Origin of the sequence: Paraburkholderia sp. PREW-6R, assembly GCF_039621805.1 — a bacterium.
GTDB lineage: Bacteria > Pseudomonadota > Gammaproteobacteria > Burkholderiales > Burkholderiaceae > Paraburkholderia.
Map to the genome: position 1 here is coordinate 1,719,959 of NZ_CP155074.1, position 22,808 is coordinate 1,742,766.

The window sequence follows — 22,808 nt, forward strand, 5'->3', positions numbered from 1 at the left end:
TCATGATGCGACCCGCTGTGTTTCTCGACAAGGACGGCACGCTGCTCGACGACGTGCCGTACAACGTCGACCCCGCGCTGATGCGTTTCGCGCCTGGCGCGCGGGAAGCGTTGACGTTACTTGCGACTCAGCCGTTTCAGTTGTTCATCATCAGCAACCAGTCAGGCGTCGCGCTTGGCAAATTCGAGCACGCGGCGTTGAGCCAGGTCGAAGCGAGATTGCACAGCATGTTTGCGGGATGTGGCGCGACGTTGAGCGGCATTTACTGGTGTCCGCACCATCCGGATGGCCCCGTCGAGCGTTACCGGGCCGTGTGCGAATGCCGCAAGCCGGCGCCCGGACTACTGTTGCGCGCAGCCCATGAGCACAGGATCGATCTGGCCCGAAGCTGGTTTATCGGCGACATTCTCCATGATGTTGAAGCGGGCAACCGCGCCGGTTGCAAGACGATACTTCTCGACAACGGTCATGAAACCGAGTGGATTGAAGGTGAGTATCGTGTACCCAGCGCTTGCGCAGCCGACCTTGATGAGGCCGCCCGCATCGTCGTGCAGAACAGCGGCGTTGCCATTCGCACCGATGTAGTCAATGCGCTTCGCCCCGTACCGACGCGCGAGGAAGCCGCTGAATGAATGCTCCGCTTCAGCTTCCGCAACCGACGCTTGCGCACGCGAGGGTATCCGAACCCTCGCTCGCAGTGCAATGGGGCGACGATGTCAGACGGATTCTGTGCGTGCGTCTCGACAATCTCGGTGACGTGCTGATGACGACACCTGCGCTGCATGCGTTACGACAATCCGCTCCGGATCGTCACATCACACTGCTTGCGTCGCGCAGCGGTGTGGCGCTCGCGCCGTTTCTCGATGACGTCGACGACGTGATCGAGTACGACGCACCGTGGGTCGCGCATCCGCTGAACGGCACGCGCACGCTCGCCGACGATCAGCGGATGCAGGAACGTCTGCGGCGTGGCGGCTTCGACGCCGCCGTGATCTTCACCGTTTATAGCCAAAGCCCATTGCCGGCCGCCATGCTGTGCTATCTGGCCGGCATTCCCCGCCGTCTCGCGCACTGCCGCGAGAATCCGTATGCGCTGCTGACAGACTGGCTGCGCGAACCAGAGCCGCAACAGCACACGCGTCATGAAGTGCAGCGCCAGCTCGATCTCGTGCGCCACGTTGGCGCGCAGGCAGCGAGCACACGTATGCAATTTCGCGTTGCCGACGCCGACCGGCGCACGCTGAGGGCGCAGCTCGTGGCGCGCGGCGTCGGTCGCGAGGCGGACTGCATTGTGCTGCATCCCGGCGCAACCGCGGCATCGCGCCGCTATCCGCCGGAGCGCTTCGGCGCAGTCGCCACGCGGCTCGCGCGCGAAACCGGTGCGTCATTGCTGATCACAGGCAGTTCCAGCGAACGGCCGCTGGTCGAAGCGGTGATCCGCGCGGCGGCCGCCGATGTCGGCGCGCAATTGCACGACCTGAGCGGCGCGCTCACGCTTGGCGAACTGGCCGCGTTGATCGAAGGGGCGAGCGTGCTCGTGTCGAACAACAGCGGGCCGGTGCATCTCGCCTCCGCATTGGGCACGCCCGTGGTCGACCTCTACGCGCTGACCAACCCGCAGCACACCCCGTGGCAAACACCGCACCGCGTGCTCTTTCGCGACGTCCCTTGCCGCTGGTGCTATCGCAGCGTGTGTCCGCAGCAGCATCACGCGTGTCTGCTCGGTGTCACGCCGGACGAGGTCGTGCACGCTGCGCTTGAATTGCGCGCGTCAATGCAGAAACGCTCAAACGATCCGGCCGATCACGCGCAGACCCTATCCCGCGCCGACGACATCAGTGATACCGATTCGCCGCCGCTTGCCGACGAACCTGTCGCTCCCTGAACCCTTTTTCGATGCGAACGTCCATGTACACACTCGGAATCAACGCCGTCTATCACGATAGTGCGGCAGCCTTGCTGCAAGATGGCGTGGTGATCGCCGCCGCCGAAGATGAACGCTTCACGCACGTCAAGCACGCGAAGCGACCCGTTCCATTCTCGACCTGGCAACTGCCGTTCGACGCGATCGACTACTGCCTCAAAGCCGCGGGCATCACGCTCGCCGATGTGGATCACGTCGCCTATTCCTACGACCCGACGCTTTTCGGCGGTATGCCGAAGCGGCCTGGCGCGACCATCGAGTTGCCGTTCGATCCTGCGAACACCCGTCTGACGGATCCGTCCGCATCGCCGTGGGACCCGCTTTTCCTGAGCTACATTGCCAACGCCAAAGGCCAATTGCTCGACGGCGCGCCGCATCATCTGAAAAAGCGTTTTCAGGGCGTGGATCGGGACAACGGCTTCAAATGGCACTTTGTCGATCATCATCTGGCGCACGAGGCAAGTGCGTTTCTCGCCGCGCCGTTCGGGGACACCGCGGTGCTGACCATGGACGGCCGCGGCGAAGGCGTGACGACGAGTATGGGGCAGTTCGTCGGCGGCGAATACACGCGGCTCAGGCAGGTCGAGCTGCCGCATTCGCTGGGTCTGCTGTACGAGGCCGTCACGGACTGGCTGGGCTTCCTGCACTCGTCGGACGAGTACAAAGTGATGGCGTTGGCCTCTTACGGCAAGCCGCTTTATGTCGATGTATTCCGCGAGATCGTTCGCTATCGCAACGACGGGACTTATACCGTCGAGGCGCCGCGTCTCGTCGAGCGCTTTGGGCCGCCCCGCGAGCGCGGCGGCCCGCTCGAGCAGCGCCATTTCGATATCGCGCATTCGCTGCAAAGCGTGCTCGAAGAGACCGTGTTGCAACTGGCCGGCTGGCTGCATCGGCAAACGGGTCTCAGCAGACTCAGCATGGCGGGCGGCGTTGCGTTGAACTGCGTGATGAACGCAAAACTGCGCGACCTGGGACCTTTCGACGACGTGTGGGTTCAGCCCGCCGCGGGCGATGCGGGCACTGCGCTCGGCGCGGCCCTCTGGATCGACTACCGCGAACGCGACGCGCGCGGCGACCGGCAACGCCTCTGGAGCATGGATCACGCGTACCTCGGCCCGGAGTACAGCGAAGCGGAGATCGAGCAATTCCTGAGCTGGTCGAAAATACCCTACCGCCGTCTTTCCGACATAGCCGCCGACACCGCCGATCTTCTCGCCGACGGCAAAGTCATCGGCTGGTACCAGGGGCGTACCGAATTCGGACCGCGCGCACTCGGCGCGCGCTCCATCCTAGCGTCACCCGTGGACCCGCAGATGCAGGCGAAGCTCAACGAGATCAAGGACCGAGAAGATTTCCGCCCGGTTGCGCCCGTCGTGATGGAAGAACATGCGAACGAATGGTTTGTCGACGGCAAGGTCGCGCCATTCATGCTGTTCGTGTTCGACGTGCGCGAGGAAAAGGCCGAGCGCATTCCGGCCGTGCGCCACGTGGACGGAACGGCGCGCGTACAGACCGTCAACCGCTCGCAGCATGCGCTGTATTACGACCTGCTGGACGCGTTCCGGCGACGCACCGGCGTACCGATTCTGGTCAATACGTCGTTCAACACGCGTGGTGAGCCGATGGTGAATTCGCCGCGCGATGCGGTCGAATCGTTCTGGACGTCGCCGCTCGACGCACTCGTGATCGGCCCGTTCCTCGTCGAGAAAGTAGGAGCGCGCGCATGAGTTCGCTGACGCCGGCTCCAATCGACATGGGCGGCGGCCTCACCAATCCGTCAGCCGTTGACGAGCCCGTTGCCGCGGGCTTTCCTGGGGCGCTGCTTGCGCACCTGGATGTCGCCGTGGTCGTGCCGACTTACCGCCGCCCTTCGATGCTCGCGGCGTGTCTGGCCGCGCTGTGCGAGCAGGACTTCCCGCCGGATCGATACGAGATCGTGGTCTGCGACGACGGACCTGACGACGCGACACGAGCGTGCGTCGAGCGTTTTGCACGCTCGCAGGCGGAGCGAGGTCTTGCGGTGCGCTACGTACCGGTTACCCGGACGCAAGGTCCGGCCGGCGCGCGCAATGCGGGCTGGCGCGAGGCGCGTGCGCCCGTCATTGCCTTTACCGACGACGATACGCTCCCCGATCCGCACTGGCTGACCGCCGGCGTCGAAGCCCTGGCGCGAGGCGCGGCAGCCGCCACGGGTGCGATCGTCGTGCCGCTGCCGCCCACGCCGACCGATTACGAGGCGGACGCAAGCGGCCTGGAACGCGCCGAATTCGCCACGGCGAACGCGTTCGTCGCTCGCTCGTTTCTCGTCACGACGGGTGGCTTCGACGAACGCTTTACTTCCGCATGGCGCGAAGACTCCGACCTGCAGTTCACGCTGATGCAGGCGGGCGGCGAGATCGTCCGCGCGCCTGACGCCGTGGTGGTGCATCCCGTGCGGCCCGCGCATTGGGGCGTGAGCATTGCGCAACAGAAGAAGAGCCAGTTCGACGCGCTGCTCTACAAGAAACACCCCGAACTCTTCAAGACGAGAATCCGCTCGACGCCACCGCTGCTCTACTACGCGATTCTGTGCGCGGCGCTGATCATGTTGATCGGGGCTTCCGTGGGCGACACGGCCACGGCGCTCACCGCGCTGATTGCATGGCTGGGTTTGACCGGCTACTTCTGCATGATCCGTTTGCGGGGCCGCGATCACGGCATACGACACATCGCCGAAATGGCGTGGACGTCGATTCCGATTCCGTTTCTTTCGATCTTCTGGCGGCTTTATGGCGCCTTCCGTTTCAGGGTGTTCTTTCTATGACTATGAATACGCCAGCGTTCCTGAGCGCGCTTGCGCCGCGCCGCATCGTCATCTTTCGCGCGCTGCAGCTGGGCGACATGCTGTGCGCCGTGCCCGCGTTGCGAGCGCTGCGTGAGGCGGCGCCGGACGCACACATCGCGTTGATCGGCCTGCCGTGGGCGCAAAGTTTCGTGGATCGTTATGCGGATCTCGTCGACGAACTGATTGTGTTTCCTGGCGCGGTCGGCTTTCCCGAGCAACCGGAGTCCGATGCGCAACTGCCCGATTTTTTCGAGCAGATGCGCGCACGCCGTTTCGATCTGGCCATCCAGTTGCACGGAAGCGGCGGTATCGCCAACGATCTGTTATTCGAATTCGGTGCGAGGGCCTGCGCCGGCTTCGTGCAGCCTGAGGAAACGGTCCGGCAGGGTTGCTTCATTGGCTGGCCGGACGATCTGCCCGAATCGGAGCGCTATCTCGCATTGACCAGCGCGTTGGGCGCACCCGCCTCGGACCGGCAACTTTCGTTTCCGTTAGACGCACGCGACGCTGACGAATATGCGGAGCTTGTCGCCGTGCATGGTGTGGAAGCCGAGCGACTCGTGCTGATTCATCCTGGCGCGCAATTGCCGTCGCGTCGCTGGCCTGCCGAGCGTTTTGCCGGCGTGGCCGACAATCTCGCCGCCGACGGCTGGCAGATCGCCATCACCGGCACCGTGGCGGAAACACCGCTGACAGGCGCCGTGTTGGGCGCAATGACTTCGCCCGCGCTTCATCTGGCGGGCGCGACCTCGCTCGGTGGACTCGCGGCGCTGGTGGCGCACGCACGCCTCGTCGTGTGCAACGACACCGGCATTTCGCACATCGCAGCAGCGGTGAGGACCTCGTCGGTAGTGATTGCATCCGGCAGCGATACGCGACGCTGGGCGCCGCTCGACCACGCCCGGCACCTCGTACTCGCCGACTATCCGGCATGCCGGCCATGCAGTTTCCGCGAATGTCCGTATGGGCATCCTTGTGCGCTGAACGTGAGCGTCGAGCAGGTGGTCGACGCTGCACGTACCCAGCTCGCCCACGTGCTGGGCGCGCATCGCGGTGCACCGCACGCGCTGCATGCGTGCGGCTATCCTTTCACGGAGCTGCCGCATGCTGCATGACCGCCGACGCCTGCGCGTATTAACCTGGCACGTGCACGGCAACTACCTCTACTACCTCACGCAAACGCCGCATGAGTTCTATCTCGTCACGAAACCCGGGCATCCGCCGGGGCATGCCGGAAAAGTCGGTGTACTGCCGTGGGGCGACAACGTCCATGAAGTCTCGGCCGACGACGTGCGCAACCAGGAGTTCGACGTCATCCTGTATCAGCACAGGAGTCATTGGGAGCATGACCGCGAACAGGTGTTGAGCGCCGCACAGCAGCGATTGCCGCGTGTCTATATCGAACACGACCCGCCGCAGGAAAATCCGTTCGAACAGCGGCATTGGGTCGACGATCCAGGCACGCTGCTCGTTCACGTGACCCACTTCAATCGCCTGATGTGGGACAGCGGCGCGACGCCGACTACGGTCATCGAACATGGTGTAGTCGTGCCTGAAGGGGTGCGTTACAGCGGAGAACTGGCACGTGGAATCGTCGTGGTGAATCACCTGGCGCAACGCGGCCGCCGCCTTGGCGCAGACGTATTCACCGAAACCCGGGAACGGGTGCCGCTCGATCTGGTGGGAATGGATGCGCAGAGTCTCGCTGGTATCGGCGAGATCGGCAATCTCGAACTCGCTGCGTTCACGGCACGCTATCGCTTCTTTTTCAATCCGATCCGCTGGACCAGCCTCGGTCTCGCGATTGTCGAAGCAATGACGATAGGGATGCCGATCGTCGGTCTCGCGACCACCGAACTGGCCACCGTCATTCGCAACGGCGAGAACGGCTTCATTCATACGGACGTCGACGCGCTCGTCGACGCGATGAACGCGCTGATTCGCGATCCCGGCGAAGCGCGGCGGCTTGGCGAAGGCGCACGGCTCACCGCGCTTGAGCGTTTTCACATCGACCGCTTTGCGCAGGAATGGCATGACACGTTGTTGCGCGTTGCAACTTGAGTGCACGCAGCCCGTAACCTACCGAAGGACGACGCACCATGAAAGAACTCACCCGCAAGCGGATTCTGGTTACCGGCGGCGCCGGCTTCCTCGGCTCGCACCTATGCGAACGACTCGTCACGCAAGGGCACGATGTGCTTTGCGTCGACAACTTTTATACCGGTACGAAAGACAACATCGCGCATCTCTTCGACTGCGCGAATTTTGAACTGATGCGTCACGACGTGACATTTCCGTTATATGTCGAGGTGGATGAAATCTATAACCTTGCATGCCCTGCTTCGCCCATTCACTACCAGCATGATCCGGTGCAAACCACGAAGACGAGCGTGCATGGCGCAATCAACATGCTTGGGCTCGCCAAACGCGTGAAGGCAAAGATTTTTCAGGCGTCGACGAGCGAAGTGTATGGCGATGCGCTCGTGCATCCGCAGACGGAGGACTACTGGGGACACGTGAACCCGATCGGCCCACGTTCATGCTACGACGAAGGCAAGCGTTGTGCCGAGACACTGTTCATGGACTATCGCCGGCAGCACGGTCTGTCGATCCGCATTGCGCGGATCTTCAACACGTATGGGCCGCGCATGCACCCTGCCGATGGCCGGGTCGTGTCCAACTTCATGATGCAGGCACTGCAAGGCGATCCCATCACGCTGTATGGCGACGGGTCGCAGACGCGCTCGTTCTGTTACGTGGACGATATGGTGGACGCATTTATCCGCCTGATGAACACGGCGGACGATCCCGCCGGCCCTGTCAATCTGGGCAATCCGCATGAAATCAGCATGCGTGAGATTGCGCAGCGCATTGTTGCGATTACGGGCTCCGCGTCGCCGATCGAACTCCGCCCTTTGCCAACCGACGACCCGTGGCACCGTCAGCCGGATATCACGCGTGCGCATCAGCTTCTTGGCTGGCAGCCCCATACCGCACTGGACGACGGATTGCGCGCGACCGCCCGCTATTTCCGTGCACGGATCGAAGCCGGCGCGGGAGGTCGTGCAGCCGCTACTGCTGGAGTTGTCGCGCCGCCCGCACATAGCTCGCCATGAAAGTGCGCGTGCGGCCGTCGGGAAACTGAACGGCGACCTGCTCACCGCTTGCGAGGGCCACTTCGCCCGCGCCGTAACGCGGCACCCGAACCGCGTCGCCTGGCGCCCACTGGCGTGGCGGCGCTTCGCGCTTGACTGCCGTTCCAGCGAGCGACTCAGGCGCGGATGGATTGTCCACGGCGATCGCTTCGCTGTCCGGACGTGCGTCGATCAGCGTAGGATTCACGCAGTTATCACACACGCCGCAGCGCTCCGCATGCATCGAGTCGCCATAGTAGTCGAGAATCGCGCGCCAACGACAGCGGCCAGTCTGCGCATAATCGATCATCTGCTGGAGCGTTTCCTTGTCGTGCGCGCTCATCTGCTCGAATTTTGCTGCGGCTTTCTCTACCGCGTCACGCGCGCTCGCCGCGGCATGGTCACCTGTCGCAGCACGCGTCAAAAGCCGATAACGACGCTGCCGGTCACGTCCCGCGATCCGGGCGTTCTGGAGCATGTTCAGTGCGACTTCTAGCTTTCCGCCGCCGACTTCCGGCAAATCGTTTTTGAGTGACGCGAGCGTCACGCCCTTTGCGTCTTCCTTGCAGTGCCTTGCCAGCGTATCGTACACACGTTGCGCCAGTTCGAGACTCGGATAACGCCCCGCCAGAAAGAATTGCTGGATGCGCCGGTCGTTGAGATCGAACAGCAGCACGCAATCGGCAGGCTCGCCATCGCGCCCCGCGCGGCCGGTTTCCTGGTAGTACGCATCGAGACTGCCGGGAATCTGGTAGTGGATCACGAAGCGGATATCGGCCTTGTCGATGCCCATCCCAAACGCGTTCGTTGCGATCATGAGCCGCGTATCGCCGGACATGAAGCTTTCCTGCGCCTGATCGCGCGCCGCTGTCGGCAGGCGACCGTGATAGCGCGAAACAGACTCGCCCGCTTCGACGAGCCAGCCGTAAATGCGTTCGACATCGGCCACGGTGGCGGCGTAGATGATGCCCGAGCCTTTCAGCGAAGCGAGCAGTTCATGCAGTTGCTCGCGCTTGGCCTCGATCGCGCGAAGCGCACCGTCTTTGCCGCCGGCCGTGCTGACCTGAACCACGCGGTAGCGTAGATTCTCGCGCAACGTGCCCGTACGAACGATGCGCGGATCACGCAGCCCGAGAGACCGAACGATGTCGTCGAGCACGGTGGCCGTTGCCGTCGCGGTCAGTGCGAGCACGGGCGGTTGGCCGAGCGCCTTCACCGCATTGGCGATTTCGAGGAATGCCGGCCGGAAATCGTGTCCCCAATGAGACACGCAATGTGCTTCGTCGACAACCACGAGTCCGACGCGCGGCGCCAGGCTCGCGTCAGGCCGCGAGCGCAGTATGTCGATGAAAGCCGGCTGCGCCAGGCGCTCCGGCGTAACGAACACGATACCGCTTTCGCCGGTCGCAATGCGTTGCAGTGCCTCGCGTTCCGCACGGCTGCGCAGTGTGCTGTTGACCACCGTGCAATCGATTCCGGCCGCAAGCAGTTTGTCCGCCTGATCTTTCATCAACGCGATGAGCGGCGATACGACTAAGGTCACGCCATCCAGATGCAGTGCGGGCAGTTGGTAGCACAGCGATTTGCCTGCGCCGGTTGGCATGGTGGCAAGCGTGTCATGCCGCTCGAGCACGCTGCGAATGATGTCTTCCTGGCCGGCGCGCAGTCGCGCGATGCCGAACATGTTGCGCATGGTCTTGCGCATACTTCTAAGCCGCTGGTCGAGTGTCATAAAGTGCGCGGTCTGTACTTAGGGCTGAGGCTGTTTGCTTCGCTGCTGCAACGTTGTCTGCATATTCAGCTGCCTATGGTCACTCATAGTGGATCCTGTTACCGGCCGATCCGGCTTGAACAAGCACGTGAGCAAGCCGCGTTCCGCGGTCGGCGGTGCGACCCTGTGCGACCCGGTGCTAACCGAAGCTGGCTTGAAGCGTCTGGCACAGTGCAGCGCCCGGTCGTCGCATTTCTTCTGAAAAGCAATGGCGGGCATGCGCGGTGCTGCGGTTCGCAAACCGTCGCCAGATTGGCGCACGTTCGCACATAGGAGATCAGGATGAAAGCACTCGTGTATGAAGGCCCCCGTCAGGTTGTCGTGAAAGACATGCCCGACGCGAAGATCGAGCGTCCGAACGATGTTCTCGTCAGAATCACCACGACCAACATTTGCGGCTCCGACCTGCATATGTATGAGGGCCGCACGAACATGGAAACAGGCCGTATTCTTGGCCACGAAAATCTCGGCGTAGTCGTGGAGGTGGGACCCGGCGTCGAGCGGATCAAAGTCGGTGATCGCGTATGCCTCCCGTTCAATATCGGTTGCGGCTTCTGCAAGAACTGCGAGCGCGGGTTGACCGGCTTCTGTCTGACAGCCAATCCGGGCATGGCGGGCGCGGCCTACGGTTTTGCTGGAATGGGCCCCTATAGCGGCGGCCAGGCTGAATATCTGCGCGTGCCATTCGGCGACTTCAACTGCCTCGTATTGCCGCCCGATGCGCTCGAAAAGGAAAACGATTATGTGATGCTGTCGGACATTTTTCCGACCGGCTATCACGCAACGGAGCTTGCGGGCGTGTTGCCCGGTGAAAGCGTGGTGATCTACGGCGCCGGGCCAGTGGGATTAATGGCTGCTCTGTCGGCGCAGATCAAAGGCGCAAGCAAGATCATGGTGGTCGATAGTCATCCTGATCGTTTGAAACTCGCTGAAAAGATCGGCGCCATTCCAGTAGACGACAGCGACGGCCATTCAGCGGATCGCATTCTGGAAATGACCGGCGGCGAAGGCGCGGACCGTGGCTGTGAATGTGTCGGTTATCAGTGCAGCTGCAAGGGGCATGAAGTGCCGAACCTGACCATGAACAACCTGATCAAGGCCGTCCGTCCGACAGGCGGCATTGGTGTGGTGGGCGTGTTTGTCGCCGAAGATCCGAAGGCCGAGGACGACCTGGCGAAGAAAGGGCAGATCGCGCTCGATTTCGGCCAGTTGTGGATGAAGGGTCAGAAAATCGCTACCGGTCAGGCGAACGTGAAAGCCTATAACCGTCGTCTGCGTGACCTGATTTCGGCAGGCAAGGCCAAGCCGTCGCAGATCATTTCTCATGAGTTGCCGCTGGAGCAGGCTGCGGAAGGCTACAAGCACTTTGACGAGCGGGACGAAGGTTGGACCAAGGTCGTGTTGAAGCCCGCGGCCTGAGGCGCAATCCACCGTATGGCCGCCGCAGATTTGGCGACGGCTGCGCGCGTTCGTGCAGCCTGATCGACGCGCAACCATATCGCCGGATGCCGGCCTCCCAGCAGAACGTCACCCGAGGGTTCGACAAAGGGCGAATGGCTATGAAATAGCCGGCATGGATCGACAACGTTAAAATCGACGCCATGCCGGCTTGAATCGACCATCAGCCAGTGGTCAACGGCGACCTGCAACCTCTTTTGCTCAGGGTGTCGCGATGCTGAAAACCATTGCCACGAATCTGCTCGATATCGCGTACGACGAACAGGGTGACGCCAACGGCTGGCCGGCGGTTCTGCTGCATGGTTTTCCGTACGACGTCCACGCATACGATGAAGTCGCGCCTCGCCTCGCATCTGCAGGCGCACGCGTGATCACGCCATATCTGCGCGGCTATGGACCCACGCGGTTTCTCGCGCCCACCACCCCCCGCTCGGGGCAACAGGCTGCGCTCGGCGCCGACCTGCTCGCGCTCCTCGACGCGCTTGAGATTGAACAGGCCATCCTGGGCGGTTACGACTGGGGCGGACGTGCGGCCTGTATCGCGGCCGCGTTGTTTCCTTCGAGAGCGCGCGGGCTCGTGTCGGTCAACGGCTACAACATCCAGAACATCGCGAGGGCGATGACACCCGATACCCCTGAGAAGGAACACCGGCTCTGGTATCAGTACTACTTTCACGGCGAACGCGGCCGCGCAGGTCTCGACGAAAACCGCGCGGATTTCTGCCGCCTGTTATGGTCGCTCTGGTCGCCCACCTGGAAATTCGACGACGAAACCTACGCGCGTACAGCGGTCGCGTTCGACAATCCGGACTTCGTCGACGTAGTCATTCACTCGTACCGGCACCGGTTCGGCCTGGTTGAAGGCGACCCTCAGTTCGACGACCTGGAACGGCAACTGGCCGCCATGCCGCCCATCACCGTGCCCACTATCACGCTCGACGGCGACGCCGACGGCGTGTCCCCGCCTGGCGCGAGACAGAACGGCCTCAAGCGTTTTACTGGACGCCATGAGAACCGTGTCGTGCCGAACGTCGGACATAACCTGCCGCAGGAAGCGCCGGACGCTTTTGCACAGGCGCTACTCGATGTTCATGGATGGGCGGGGTAACGTAGTCGCCGCGCGCTGCCCGAGTGTTCATCAGGGGCGAAAGCGGCCAAGGGTCGGCAATCGTTCAAAACCCGCGTATCGTTCACCCATTCTGTCGACAAAGAGATCATCACGATGTCAGACCGCAGGTCCGATGCCGCGCTTCGGCACATGGCCTCCGTCGTCGCGCTCGTCGTGGCGTTGGCGCTGGTCGTGGTCAAGTTGTGGGCATGGCTCGCAACCGGCTCCATCTCGCTGCTGACCGCGGCCGCAGACGGGCTGGTCGACGTAGTCGCGTCGTCCGTGACTTTTGCGGGCGTGCGCTATGCCGCGCGACCTGCCGACAGCGGACACCGCTACGGGCATGGCAAGGCCGAGGCAGTGGCGGCTTTTGTGCAGGCGCTGCTGCTCGGCGCCGCCGCGGTCGGCCTTGGCGTCGAGTCGATCCGCCGTTTGCTCGTTCCCCAGCCGCTCAGCCAAACCGGCTTCGGCATTGCGGTGATCGTCGGCAGTTCTTTCGCGGCTGCCGGACTGGTCGCTATGCAGACGCTCGTCGTTAGACGCACCCAGTCGACAGCCATTGCAGCGGACAGGGCGCACTATGTCACCGACGTCGCGGTCAACATCGCGGTACTGATCGCGCTATTGCTCGAACGTCTTCTTGGCTGGTTGTGGGCCGACTCGGTCGGTGCGCTCGCCATTTCTGTGTACATGCTGTGGAACGCTCGTGGGATGGCTATGCACGCGCTAGTCCAACTGCTCGACCGCGAGCTGGACCTTGCCGATCGCGAGCGCATCGAGGCCGCGGTGCGCGCCTGTGACGGCGTAGAGTCGGTGCACGATCTGCGGACCCGAAATGGCGGCGACCGGATCTTCGTCGAGTTCCATCTGGAGGTGAACGGCGCGCTCACCGTCGAACAAGGTCACACCATTGGAGACATTGCCGAAAAAGCGGTCCAACGGCTGTTCCAGGCTGCTGATGTCACGGCCCATCTCGAACCCGCAGGCATCGACGACGAGCGGCTGGACGATCTCGTCAAATAGCACCGGTCGCCGGACCGGCAGAAGTCAACGCCCGTTCCGGGTTTCTTTCAGGTCGACGGGCGAGACGCCAGCGGTCGCGCCTTGTGCGCCCGTGCCCGGTTTGACAGAACCGTCGGCTTGAGGCACTTCTACCGGCTTCACTTCGACGGGCGCGGTGCCGTCTTCCTTCAGGCCCAGTTTGTCCGCAGTCTTAGGCGACACATCGACAATCCGGCCTTTCACATAGGGCCCGCGATCCCTGATCTCGACGACCGCGCTGCTGCCATTCTCCAGATTCGTGACCTTCGCCTTGGTACCGAGCGGCAAGGTCTTGCTCGCGGCTTCGTTGGATTGCGGGTCCATTGGCGTGCCATCCGCCATTTTTTTCTTGTAGAACTCGTGTCCGTAATACGAGGCCTTGCCCTTGCGCGTCTTGCCGCTGCGGTCGAGCTTCATGTTTTCAGCGCCCTTTGTACTCGGCGAACTGACGGATACGGGGGCATCTGAATTCGAGTTTTGCGCTGCAAAACTGGCGCGCGCGAGGAATGGACAGAGGAAAGCAAAAACCGTAATGAGCGCAGCCTCGCGGCAGAGCCGCGAGCAATGAGTGAAGTTCAAGAGAGTTTTCGTCATGCGCGCCCCTTCGCCCGTATTTAACTCTGTCGAAGGGCGACGGGTTACGTCTGCGCCCTGTTTGACATGAGTATTGGGGCTATTAGACAGTCCAATACGTCAGCCGGAAATTGACGTATGGTATATGTCCGGGCTTTGTCTGTTCAATATACGGATCGCGAAGTACGCACGCTTTTGCGCTGTTGATGAATAATCGCTCCAGCACAAGGATGACTGTACGGTAACTGACCGACAGATCACCCCGACCTCCGTACGCGTATTGCGCGCTGTCAGCCCTCGACTGCTTCCTTCAATCCGCTTCGCTCGCAATACTCGATCAATCCGTCGATCAGCTCGGCAGGGTTACCCTGAATCGCGGGACCGTGCATCGGAAAGATCCATTCAATATCGTATTTTTTTATTTTATTCAGAGCGTGACGCAAATGATCGACCGACGGTAAATAGCCTGATTTCTCGATCGACGCGACAATGTCCGGCAACGCGTTGCCGCTGCCTGCGTCGACAGGGCCGAATCTCATGAAGATATCGGACGAGAAAAGCGCCTTCAGGCGCGGTACATAAATCACCAGCGAATCCCACTGATGAACGTGCTTGGCGAAGATCGGAATGAACGATTCTTCGTTGATGGTGACCGGAGCCTCGTCTTTGAGCGGCTTCGTTTTGACGGAGAAAACGTCGGCAAGCGCGTGCGAGCAGATTGGATGCGCGTAAGCGACCAGATTCCTGTTCAGCGTCATGAACTCCGGCAATGCGCCCATTTCGTCCGCTTCGAAATGCGGCACGATTACACTGCCCACCGAGCCGACATCGATCCCTGCCGCTTGCAGATTCGATTTCAGTAGCGGAAAGTCGCTCCTCATTCCCGTCTCGATGCAGACAACGCCGCCAGAAGGCGTTTTCAGAAAGAACTGGCTGAAACTCAGCTTGAGCTTGTCGATAAAGATGCTGTTGCGGTAAACATGGTCCGCAAAAACATCCACTTTCGAGGTGGTCATTGACGTGTCTCCATCGCTGTCTCGAACTGCGCAAGTGCAATGCTTCCGCGCTTTCCAAACTTCTCCAGATAAGCGCGGACATAGTTGTCGTTACCGTGCAGGAACGCAATGTCCGTTGGCACCATGTTTCGGATCGCCAGTAGCGGGACCGGCGACTGCAACGGGCGAAAATCTTTGCTCCATAGCCCCGGCTCCTCACATGCTTGAAAGAACTGACCGATCATCATGTGTCGCTCGACAAATGCGGGCTTGAGCTGCATCTGCACAGCTTCTACCGCGGCGGCAACGTCGTCAAGCCTGTTTGGCACGATGATCCGGCACTGATACACATCGTTCATTCCAGCACTCTGCTGAAATTCTTCCATGTGCTGCTCCATATCCCTCGCGAGACACGGCACGCTTTCGGAGTAGTTTCTGTAAAACGTGATCGCGCGCTTCAGCATGGCCGTTTTTGCGAACGGGCACACATCGCCGAGCCTGCCCAGTGCCGTGTTGGGCGCGCAGAGAAAATGCTCGATCCAGGCCATCACACTGGCCAGGCTTTCATCGAGCAAAGCTTCTTCAAAAGTTAGACGTTCTGATTCCGACAGATGCGTCGCCATGTTCAACCTCGTCAAATCGCTGATGCCGGTCACGCTCAGGTGACATTGACGCAGCCGCAACAGCGCGTCCGTTGGTATGTAGCCGATTAATTCCGTTATTGCCTGACACTTCAAAGGTCACTCGCGCGGACGCAGCGGGAGGTCGGGAGAGACAGGACGCAAAAAGCGACGCTGTCCGTCGCAATTAAACCCGCGCTTGAAATCCGTACGGTCTACAGAGGTAAGCTGAAACGCAAAACCAGACCGGGACTATTTCCCCGGGGACATTCCCTCACTGCGCCGCGCAAGCGGCGGTGGCATTGCATTGATCAACTGCCCCCACTCGTAGTCGTAGCGCTCGGGCAGGATAGGGGCGACGCCTGCGCCAGGCGTGAAGGTCAACTCGCCGAAGAAGATCTCGTCGTCGAATACATAAAGGTCCACACGCACATAGCCCAACTCTTCAGTCAGCCGCGTGGCGACGCGAATCACTTCATCCCAGTTCGGCAGGCGTTCGGCCGGCACCGTGCTGCATGGGTAGTCCCCCAACACGATATCCATCCGCTTCCAGTCGGTGTCGTAGAAATCGTGCCGAGGGCTGCCGAACCGGTCGGAGATCACGCCGGTCAGTACGATCGGGTCGCCCTGCTCGCGCGTGAAGATGTGCATTTTGTAATCGGCAGGGATGTTTCCCGTCCGGTCGAGCAGAAGTTGCTCGAAGTAAATCCTCGGCTTGATCGACCTGTAGTGACGTTCGCGCGACGCGAGGTAGAAGTCGGTGGCAAGCCATTCATCGGCAAGCTGTTTCAGTTGCTCGAACGACACATCGGATTTGTCCCGCACTACCTTGACGAATGCGCAACCGTGGTTCGCTTTCATCACGAAAGACGCGGGCAACGCATCGAACACCTGCTGGGTGAACGCATCGGGTACGGCAATCAGTGGGACGAGATGCTTTTCGCCGATTGTGCTTTTCACATAGTTACGCACGGCGAGTTTGTCGGCTAGCGTGCTCCACAGCGGATCGGGATGCAGGCACCGATCGAGCATGATTTCGTTGAAGGTCTGCGCCTTCCTCATATTCGGAAAGCGTCCGACTCTTCTGCGATGGGAAAAAAACAGAAAGACCGCGTCAGGAAGGAAAAACTTCACGCCATGGAGAACGCGTGTGCGAATTGCGCTGAACCGCTCGCCTACGCCACCTGTATGTGCGGAGCCCGACTGCGCCTGACCGCTCACCTGCGCCGGCAAACGCTGCGTCAGTCCCGGCAGAGCAGGCGACTGAGAAAAGGACGTTCGCCGCCGTAGTTTGTCAGGCGTGCTCATTGAAAGACTCCACTCGCGATAGATGAAACGAACCGGTGGCCGCCTGCATGCCCACTTCGGCTTATGTTGCAGTGAAGCATAGCCGAATAAATCCGCACACGATTTGGCGTGTCCGAAAGTCTGGAGGTCTTGGCACAATCCGGGACTTTGCTGTCTGTTGAGACGCAAAAGTTGCGCATCCGGCAATCATCGGAGGCGCTTGTGAGGAAAAATTCGCACCGTGTTTTGTCGGCTGCGACCGTAAGCCAAGGTGTTTGGCTACAGCGTCAGCACGATGAAAGGTGCGAATGAGAGCGGCCGGCCGTCGATAGGGTTAGCGCTTCGAGGTGTGCTCTATCCCGGCGGTGAAGTCAGTGCCACCCTGCGCGCCGATTTCACCGCGGCGGTGAATGATTCAATGCGCGTTAGTCGAGCGGTACGGGCGCGGGGAAAGTCCACGCGCCGCTGAGGATCTCGGCGCGCGGCCGATAGAGACGCACTGTGTAATTCCAGCCGGCAACCACGGGGAGGCAATTCGGCACCTGCCCGTTACAGCCGCCAAACTGCACCGTGATCGAACCGTCACCGCCTTTTTTCGCGGTGAGATTGTTGACCGAGTAGGCATTCGCCGGATTTTTCTCGAAGTAACCCTGGTCGTTATAGACGCTCACCGACCAGAACGCGTCCACCGGCACATCCTTCACCGAGAGGCGATAGACGGTCTTTCCGTCGTTCTTCGGCGGCGTGAAGTTCAGGTACGTCGCGTCCTTGTCCGGATTGCCGCCCCAGGCCGCCGCTGCGCCAACGAGGCGTCGTACCGGGTCCACCTCACCTTTGCGGCCGAATGCGCCCTTGAAGTCGGGAATCGTTGATGCAAGAACCAGCAACGCCTCACGCACCTTTTTCTGGCTCACCGGATCCCAGGCCGGCATCTGCAGCGCGCCGGGCGCGCTCTGGCTGACCGCAATCGCGTCTTGCAGGTTGTGTACCTGCTCGATGTCGGTTGGGCTGGCCGGATCGACGAGCGTGCGAATGGCAACCACCACGTAACGCGTGCCGACATTCTCGCGCGTCAGTGTATGCGTGCCGCCGCCGTAGAATACGTTCGGCACGTAGTGATCCTCATTGATCACCTGCATGGCCATGTAACGGGTGCCGGGGTCGGGCATCCTGATGGTGACCGCACCGGCGTCCAGGTCAAACACACCGGACGAATAAAGCGTGTCGCGATTCAGACGGATGACCGTCTGATGATCGATCGACGCAGGTTCGCGACGATGAAGCAGTTTGCCCAACCCACCTTGTTTCGCGAGTGCGGCGACGTACATGTCCGACTCGGCACGCACGAAATTATCGACCGTGACAGGCACGCTCGCCCCTGTTGATCCGGCGGCGGCCGGCTCCGACCCCGCGGCGCTGGTGGCCGCGCCGACGAGGCCCACGATACAGGTCGTCACCAATGCAGTTTTATTCATGAATGCACCCTCTGATCAGCCGATGATGAGTGAATAGCCGCAAGTCCGCGTCTGCCGACGCCGCTTGGGCCATTCGCGGTTCTTTGTCGCGACCGCTTCCGTATCTTATGTTCTCCTGCCGATACCTAAGATGCGCGTCGCGTGGACAGAACGATAACTCATGCCGGACTTCGCGCGGTCTGCATTGTCGCGAGGCGATTTCCGCCTCGCGTTTCCGGTCAGGTCGTCCGTCGCGCAAGGCTCACTACCCTGGCGCCTTCGCAAGATGTTCGGCAAAGAACGCTTCCATTGCCTCATAGAACTCGAACTGGTTCTCCTCGTTGCGAAAGCCGTGCCCTTCGTTTTCCTTGAGCATGTACTGGACATCGACCCCGCGTGCGCGCAGCGCCTCTACGATCTGGTCGCTTTCGGCCTGCTTGACGCGCGGGTCATTGGCGCCTTGCGCGACAAAGAGCGGCGTCACGATCTGGTCGGCAAAGAACAGCGGCGATGCATCGTGCAGCGCTTGCCGCCCTTCTTCGGTTTGTGGGTTGCCGATCATTTCGTACATCATGTCGAGCATCGGTTTCCAGTACGGCGGCATCGACTCGAGCAATGTGAAGAGATTCGATACGCCCACATAGTCGACCGCCGCCGCGTAGCGGTGCGGCGTGAACGCCACGCCCGCCAGCGTGGCGTATCCGCCGTAGCTCGCGCCGTAAATGCCGATACGCGCCGGATCGGCGATGCCTTGCGCCACGAGCCAGTCGACGCCGTCGTCGATGTCGTTCTGCATCGTGCGGCCCCATTGACCGAAGCTCGCTTCCCAGAAAGCGCGGCCATATCCCGTAGAACCGCGAAAATTGATTTGCAGTACCGCATAGCCGCGATTGGCAAGCAGTTGTGCCTCGACATTGAAGCCCCACTGGTCGCGCGCCCACGGTCCGCCGTGCGGATTGACGATCAGCGGCAACGGCTCGGCCATCGGCTGCCCGAGTTCGAAGCCGGCGGGTAAGGTCAGATAACCGTTAAGTGTCAGGCCATCGCGTGCGGTGATACTGATCGGCGACATGGGGACCATATCGTTCGGGTCGAGCCAGGGCATCATGTCCGCGAGCTTGACGAGGCCGCGGCTCGCAATGTCGTAAAGCCACACCGAGCCCGCCGAGCGGTCGCTCGCGGCACGTACGATCGCGCGCGTTTCGTCGCGCGTAATGCTTGCAACGCTGACCTCCTGCCCGGGCAACTGACGCTCGAGATCACCGAGGATCTCGCGTGCCCAATCGTCGAAAAAGTGGCGATGCACCTTGTCGTCGACATAGGAAGCGGCCGTGAGCACTCGCCGGTGTTCCGAATACGACAGACCGCTGACGTCCACGTGTCCGGTCTCGAACAGCAGCTCGCCCTCGGTAGCCGCTTGGGGATCGAATTCGAAGATCGCGGCCTTGTCGCGCCCGCGGTTCGACAGAACATACAGGCGCCTGTTATCGAACGTGAAAAACAATGGGGAGACAGTCTCGCGAAAATCCGTGGTCAGGATCGCGCGGAAAGGGTCGGTCTCGACGTCTCGATAGAGAAGCGTCTGGTTCACGCCATCCGACGCGATTGCGACGCGCAGCCGCCCGTCGTGATCGGTCATCCAGCTCATCACATTGCCCGGATTCTCCGCGATGGGCGCCAGTTCACCCGTCACCACATCCACGCGGAACACGTCGAAGACCTGCGGATCGCGGCGATTCATCTGGATCAGCAGGTGACGGTCGTCGTCGCGCAGGTCGTCGACGATGCTGGCCCTGATGCCTTCGAACGGCGTCAGGTCGCGTGGCTCGCCACCGCTTACCGGCACCGACAGCACATGGAAATTCTCGTCACCGCCGAAATCCTTGACGAACAGGATCTGATCGTTTCCCTTCCAGGCGTGGCCAGGCACGTCACGCTCCGTTTCCTGAGTCAGCGCGCGCGGCTCGCCAACGGGTGCGCCGTCTGCATCGATCGCCTGGACGAAGATGTTCTGGCGGCCCGCGTGCCGCGCATGGAAAGACAGGTGACGTCCATCCGGCGCGATGGTGAACGACTGTTTATCGGGCCTGCGAAAGAAATCCCGCACTGGGTACCGTTTAACGGCGCCAACGTGGCTGCCACCGTTCTGCTGCGATTGAGCGACCATGTATGCCTCCGTGAAAGTTGCATTTGAACACGAGTCGCGCCCTCGTGGGCGGCGACGAGTCCAAGACCGCCCGTCTACCGGCTTCTGCCAGCGTTCATCCCTTGACGGTTTGTACCGCAAGGTCCAGTGGCGGCTGCTTTCTTTCCTCACCCTTTGCTACATGCTCGCGTCTCTGGAACGTATCACTATCTATTTCGCAAAACTCCTGATGCAAGACGCTCCTGGACTGTCCCATGCTGTCTGCGGAGTGGCCGCAGGCACTTTTTATCGGTTGCGTTCTGATCGAGCTGCCCAGCAACCTGCTTTTGCGTGCGTGGGTGCACGGCGCACCATCGCACGAATCATGGAACGCCGATCGCCGGCTTGAGCGGCGCATGGATAGCGCTGCATGCAGCTACGTCAAAACCGAATCGGCGGCCGGGTGCTCACTGAAAAACGCTGGGCACGAGATTCTCACCGCCGGACACCTCAATCACGGTGCCGGTAACATAAGCGTTGGTCATCAAGAAAAGCGCGGCGTGTCCAATATCATCGACGGTGCCGGCGTGTCGCGCCGGAAAAGACTCACGCACTTTTGCCTTCAAGGCGTGGCGCTCCTCGTCGGACATCACGCGCCACAAGTCGGTGTCGACGTAGCCGGGACGTATCGTATTGACACGGGTGGGCGCCAGTTCAAGGGCGAGTGAGCCCGACAATGCTTCCACGGCGACGAACGCAGCGGTGACAGCGCTGAAGCCCCTTTTATGTCGTGCTGCGAGGCCGCCCGTAAGGAGAGTAATTGAACCGTTGGCTCTCAGATGGGGCGCTGCATAACGCGCACAGGCCCAGCTGCCCATAAACTTGTTGTCGAAGTAGCTTCGAACGCCACGCATATCGTCGTCCATGAAAGTCCCCCAGGTCCCCAGGTCGGGCCCGGCGGTGACGGCGAGATGATCGAATGGACCTATGTCGTCGAAGGCCTTTCTCACCGCCGCCTCATCGCAAATATGCAAGGTCACCTGTTCGAAATTTGCCAGCTCTGGCCGTTCTTTCGCCGAGGCGATCCGCCGACTCGCGACCGTGACGGACGCACCCGCTGCATACGCCGCCCGCGCGATTCCAAGGCCAATTCCCGTTTTCCCTCCGACTACCACCACCCTTTTCCTTGCAAGACTCATAACGGATGGCGACGATTGTTCCTGATGACTGCTTTCGGTACTCATGGCTTTATTCCTGTTGATCAGTTGTTCCGCTAATGAATCAGGGAGCGCCGCCAAACGGAGGTTCCGTGGTTGCGCAATCGTCGCGGGCCGCTGACACGCATTGTTTGTTGACAGCACGTTGCGGTCCTTGCCTTGCGATCGACCGTTAAGCGGGCGTGCATTGATACTAGGTTGATTGTCTGAAGATGATAATGAGTGCATTTTCCATAGGTGCCATTCTTTGAAAGAATAGGTGGTCGACCTCGAGGAGGTCTTGCAGCCGATTCTGGCCAACATGGATGCGGGCCACGGCTGGCTCATCAAGGGAATGCGATGGATCGATTTCATGAATTGACCGCCTTTATTACCGTCGTGGAGGCGGGCGGCTTTTCCGCGGCCGCGCGCCGGCTCGACGATTCACAATCGGGAATGAGCAAATCCATTGGCGCATTGGAAAAGCGGCTCGGCGTGCTGCTATTCAATCGCAACACGCGCAGCGTGACGCTGACCGATCAAGGTCGGAAATACTACGACCTTATCAAGCCGCTTCTGGAGGAAATGGACGAAGCTGATGCAGCGCTAACCAGCAGCACGCTGGACGTTTCCGGCCTTGTCAGAGTCGCTGCGCCCTCTACCTTCGGCCGGCTCCATGTCCTTCCGCTCGTTCCGCCATTGTTGGCACGTCATCCGAAGATCAAACTCGATCTTGGCCTGTTGGACGGCGTCCAGAATCTGATTGCGGACGGGATCGATCTGGCGATCAGAGTCGGTCAAGTGCACGATCAGGATGCCGTAGTAAAGCGGGTGATGGGCACTTCCCTCGTATGTGTCGGGTCACGCCGTTATTTTTCTCGACATGAACCGCCCATGGTCCCGGAAGACCTTGTCGATCACAATTGTCTTGTCTACAACGACGCAGCAAGTTGGAAGTTTGTCGGCCCAAACGGGACAGTCAGTGTGCCGGTGAGCGGCAATCTTTCATCCAATAGTGTCGAGACGATTCTTTCCGGGGTGCTCGCTGGCTTAGGCATTGGCATGTTTTCCCGGGCGTCGCTAGTCGGTGAACTCCAGCATCCGGATATCGTTACCGTGCTGGATCAGTTTATGGATGAACCGCGAGATGTCAGCCTCATCTGGCCGAAGCGCAGGTTTGTACCGGCGCGTGTGCGCCTCGTCACTGACTTCTTTGCAACGATGCTTGCCCAGCGGGTAGCGTGACCATGACAAGACATCCTGGTGATTTATAGCGCGCAACGGGATGGGTCGCA

19 protein-coding genes are annotated in these 22,808 nt (G+C 61.0%); 11 read left to right on the plus strand and 8 right to left on the minus strand.

Features of this window, described 5'->3' with window-relative positions:
• Positions 1-2 precede the first annotated feature (2 nt).
• Genes AAGS40_RS22820 through AAGS40_RS22850 form a run of 7 tightly spaced genes read left to right on the plus strand, consistent with a single transcriptional unit; the run spans position 3 to position 7,867 of the window.
• The gene (locus AAGS40_RS22820; RefSeq protein WP_345815166.1) at positions 3-632 is read left to right on the plus strand and encodes an HAD family hydrolase; all 630 of its coding nucleotides are present in this window, start codon (positions 3-5) and stop codon (positions 630-632) included.
• The gene (gene waaF / locus AAGS40_RS22825; protein ID WP_345815167.1) at positions 629-1,885 is read left to right on the plus strand and encodes a lipopolysaccharide heptosyltransferase II; all 1,257 of its coding nucleotides are present in this window, start codon (positions 629-631) and stop codon (positions 1,883-1,885) included. Before AAGS40_RS22820 ends, waaF begins: the two co-directional genes overlap by 4 nt.
• 23 nt (positions 1,886-1,908) lie before the next feature.
• Positions 1,909-3,654, plus strand: a complete 1,746-nt coding sequence (locus AAGS40_RS22830; protein ID WP_345815168.1) for a carbamoyltransferase C-terminal domain-containing protein — start codon at positions 1,909-1,911, stop codon at positions 3,652-3,654.
• Positions 3,655-3,680: 26 nt separating this feature from the next.
• The gene (locus AAGS40_RS22835) at positions 3,681-4,730 is read left to right on the plus strand and encodes a glycosyltransferase (protein ID WP_345816551.1); all 1,050 of its coding nucleotides are present in this window, start codon (positions 3,681-3,683) and stop codon (positions 4,728-4,730) included.
• Between the two features lie 2 nt (positions 4,731-4,732).
• On the plus strand, positions 4,733-5,866 hold the full coding sequence (locus AAGS40_RS22840) for a glycosyltransferase family 9 protein (RefSeq protein WP_345816552.1): 1,134 nt from the start codon (positions 4,733-4,735) through the stop codon (positions 5,864-5,866).
• A complete protein-coding gene (locus AAGS40_RS22845; protein WP_345815169.1) occupies positions 5,856-6,812 on the plus strand; it encodes a glycosyltransferase family 4 protein in 957 nt (318 codons plus the stop codon). Before AAGS40_RS22840 ends, AAGS40_RS22845 begins: the two co-directional genes overlap by 11 nt.
• 38 nt (positions 6,813-6,850) lie before the next feature.
• Positions 6,851-7,867 carry a UDP-glucuronic acid decarboxylase family protein gene (locus AAGS40_RS22850; RefSeq protein WP_345815170.1) on the plus strand — a complete coding sequence of 339 codons (1,017 nt, stop codon included), beginning with the start codon at positions 6,851-6,853 and terminating at the stop codon, positions 7,865-7,867.
• Here AAGS40_RS22850 and AAGS40_RS22855 read toward each other — a convergent pair.
• Entirely contained in the window at positions 7,824-9,617 is a 1,794-nt protein-coding gene (locus AAGS40_RS22855; protein ID WP_345815172.1) for a RecQ family ATP-dependent DNA helicase, read from the minus strand. The two genes, AAGS40_RS22850 and AAGS40_RS22855, sit on opposite strands and share 44 nt — an antisense overlap.
• Before the next feature lie 321 nt (positions 9,618-9,938).
• On the opposite strand from AAGS40_RS22855, the gene AAGS40_RS22860 reads away from it, so the two are divergent.
• The 3 genes from AAGS40_RS22860 to AAGS40_RS22870 all read left to right on the plus strand — a co-directional run bounded on the left by AAGS40_RS22860 (position 9,939) and on the right by AAGS40_RS22870 (position 13,245).
• Positions 9,939-11,075: a glutathione-independent formaldehyde dehydrogenase gene (locus AAGS40_RS22860; protein ID WP_345815174.1), complete on the plus strand. Its 1,137-nt coding sequence runs from the start codon at positions 9,939-9,941 to the stop codon at positions 11,073-11,075.
• A 253-nt stretch (positions 11,076-11,328) separates the two neighbouring features.
• The gene (locus AAGS40_RS22865) at positions 11,329-12,222 is read left to right on the plus strand and encodes an alpha/beta hydrolase (RefSeq protein ID WP_345815175.1); all 894 of its coding nucleotides are present in this window, start codon (positions 11,329-11,331) and stop codon (positions 12,220-12,222) included.
• Positions 12,223-12,336: 114 nt separating this feature from the next.
• Positions 12,337-13,245, plus strand: coding sequence for a cation diffusion facilitator family transporter (locus AAGS40_RS22870; RefSeq protein ID WP_345815176.1), 909 nt, complete (start codon positions 12,337-12,339; stop codon positions 13,243-13,245).
• A gap of 24 nt (positions 13,246-13,269) precedes the next feature.
• On the opposite strand, the gene AAGS40_RS22875 is transcribed toward AAGS40_RS22870, so the two are convergent.
• The 7 genes from AAGS40_RS22875 to AAGS40_RS22905 form a co-directional block, all read right to left on the minus strand.
• Positions 13,270-13,680: a septal ring lytic transglycosylase RlpA family protein gene (locus AAGS40_RS22875; RefSeq protein WP_345815177.1), complete on the minus strand. Its 411-nt coding sequence runs from the start codon at positions 13,678-13,680 to the stop codon at positions 13,270-13,272.
• Between the two features lie 446 nt (positions 13,681-14,126).
• Positions 14,127-14,852 carry an MBL fold metallo-hydrolase gene (locus AAGS40_RS22880; RefSeq protein ID WP_345815178.1) on the minus strand — a complete coding sequence of 242 codons (726 nt, stop codon included), beginning with the start codon at positions 14,850-14,852 and terminating at the stop codon, positions 14,127-14,129.
• Positions 14,849-15,454, minus strand: coding sequence for a DUF6875 domain-containing protein (locus AAGS40_RS22885; RefSeq protein WP_345815179.1), 606 nt, complete (start codon positions 15,452-15,454; stop codon positions 14,849-14,851). Before AAGS40_RS22885 ends, AAGS40_RS22880 begins: the two co-directional genes overlap by 4 nt.
• Positions 15,455-15,703: 249 nt before the next feature.
• Entirely contained in the window at positions 15,704-16,513 is an 810-nt protein-coding gene (locus AAGS40_RS22890; RefSeq protein ID WP_345815180.1) for an ATP-grasp fold amidoligase family protein, read from the minus strand.
• A 650-nt stretch (positions 16,514-17,163) separates the two neighbouring features.
• On the minus strand, positions 17,164-18,213 hold the full coding sequence (locus AAGS40_RS22895) for a DUF1254 domain-containing protein (protein WP_345815182.1): 1,050 nt from the start codon (positions 18,211-18,213) through the stop codon (positions 17,164-17,166).
• A gap of 244 nt (positions 18,214-18,457) precedes the next feature.
• Positions 18,458-20,359: a S9 family peptidase gene (locus AAGS40_RS22900; protein WP_345815183.1), complete on the minus strand. Its 1,902-nt coding sequence runs from the start codon at positions 20,357-20,359 to the stop codon at positions 18,458-18,460.
• Between the two features lie 425 nt (positions 20,360-20,784).
• Positions 20,785-21,888, minus strand: coding sequence for an SDR family oxidoreductase (locus tag AAGS40_RS22905; protein ID WP_345815184.1), 1,104 nt, complete (start codon positions 21,886-21,888; stop codon positions 20,785-20,787).
• Between AAGS40_RS22905 and AAGS40_RS22910 the strand changes: the two genes are divergently transcribed.
• The gene (locus AAGS40_RS22910) at positions 21,874-22,758 is read left to right on the plus strand and encodes a LysR family transcriptional regulator (protein ID WP_345815185.1); all 885 of its coding nucleotides are present in this window, start codon (positions 21,874-21,876) and stop codon (positions 22,756-22,758) included. The genes AAGS40_RS22905 and AAGS40_RS22910 overlap by 15 nt on opposite strands.
• Positions 22,759-22,808: the final 50 nt, after the last annotated feature.

Excerpts from the sequence above, each read along its gene's own strand:
- AAGS40_RS22880 (WP_345815178.1), bottom strand. The coding sequence starts at position 14,852 with ATGACCACCTCGAAAGTGGATGTTTTTGCGGACCATGTTTACCGCAAC.
- waaF (WP_345815167.1), top strand. The coding sequence starts at position 629 with ATGAATGCTCCGCTTCAGCTTCCGCAACCGACGCTTGCGCACGCGAGG.
- AAGS40_RS22890 (WP_345815180.1), bottom strand. The coding sequence starts at position 16,513 with ATGAGGAAGGCGCAGACCTTCAACGAAATCATGCTCGATCGGTGCCTG.
- AAGS40_RS22845 (WP_345815169.1), top strand. The coding sequence starts at position 5,856 with ATGCTGCATGACCGCCGACGCCTGCGCGTATTAACCTGGCACGTGCAC.
- AAGS40_RS22850 (WP_345815170.1), top strand. The coding sequence starts at position 6,851 with ATGAAAGAACTCACCCGCAAGCGGATTCTGGTTACCGGCGGCGCCGGC.
- AAGS40_RS22835 (WP_345816551.1), top strand. The coding sequence starts at position 3,681 with ATGGGCGGCGGCCTCACCAATCCGTCAGCCGTTGACGAGCCCGTTGCC.
- AAGS40_RS22820 (WP_345815166.1), top strand. The coding sequence starts at position 3 with ATGATGCGACCCGCTGTGTTTCTCGACAAGGACGGCACGCTGCTCGAC.
- AAGS40_RS22865 (WP_345815175.1), top strand. The coding sequence starts at position 11,329 with ATGCTGAAAACCATTGCCACGAATCTGCTCGATATCGCGTACGACGAA.
- AAGS40_RS22895 (WP_345815182.1), bottom strand. The coding sequence starts at position 18,213 with ATGAATAAAACTGCATTGGTGACGACCTGTATCGTGGGCCTCGTCGGC.
- AAGS40_RS22840 (WP_345816552.1), top strand. The coding sequence starts at position 4,733 with ATGAATACGCCAGCGTTCCTGAGCGCGCTTGCGCCGCGCCGCATCGTC.
- AAGS40_RS22860 (WP_345815174.1), top strand. The coding sequence starts at position 9,939 with ATGAAAGCACTCGTGTATGAAGGCCCCCGTCAGGTTGTCGTGAAAGAC.
- AAGS40_RS22830 (WP_345815168.1), top strand. The coding sequence starts at position 1,909 with ATGTACACACTCGGAATCAACGCCGTCTATCACGATAGTGCGGCAGCC.
- AAGS40_RS22855 (WP_345815172.1), bottom strand. The coding sequence starts at position 9,617 with ATGACACTCGACCAGCGGCTTAGAAGTATGCGCAAGACCATGCGCAAC.
- AAGS40_RS22905 (WP_345815184.1), bottom strand. The coding sequence starts at position 21,888 with ATGAAATCGATCCATCGCATTCCCTTGATGAGCCAGCCGTGGCCCGCA.
- AAGS40_RS22870 (WP_345815176.1), top strand. The coding sequence starts at position 12,337 with ATGTCAGACCGCAGGTCCGATGCCGCGCTTCGGCACATGGCCTCCGTC.
- AAGS40_RS22875 (WP_345815177.1), bottom strand. The coding sequence starts at position 13,680 with ATGAAGCTCGACCGCAGCGGCAAGACGCGCAAGGGCAAGGCCTCGTAT.
- AAGS40_RS22900 (WP_345815183.1), bottom strand. The coding sequence starts at position 20,359 with ATGGTCGCTCAATCGCAGCAGAACGGTGGCAGCCACGTTGGCGCCGTT.
- AAGS40_RS22885 (WP_345815179.1), bottom strand. The coding sequence starts at position 15,454 with ATGGCGACGCATCTGTCGGAATCAGAACGTCTAACTTTTGAAGAAGCT.
- AAGS40_RS22910 (WP_345815185.1), top strand. The coding sequence starts at position 21,874 with ATGGATCGATTTCATGAATTGACCGCCTTTATTACCGTCGTGGAGGCG.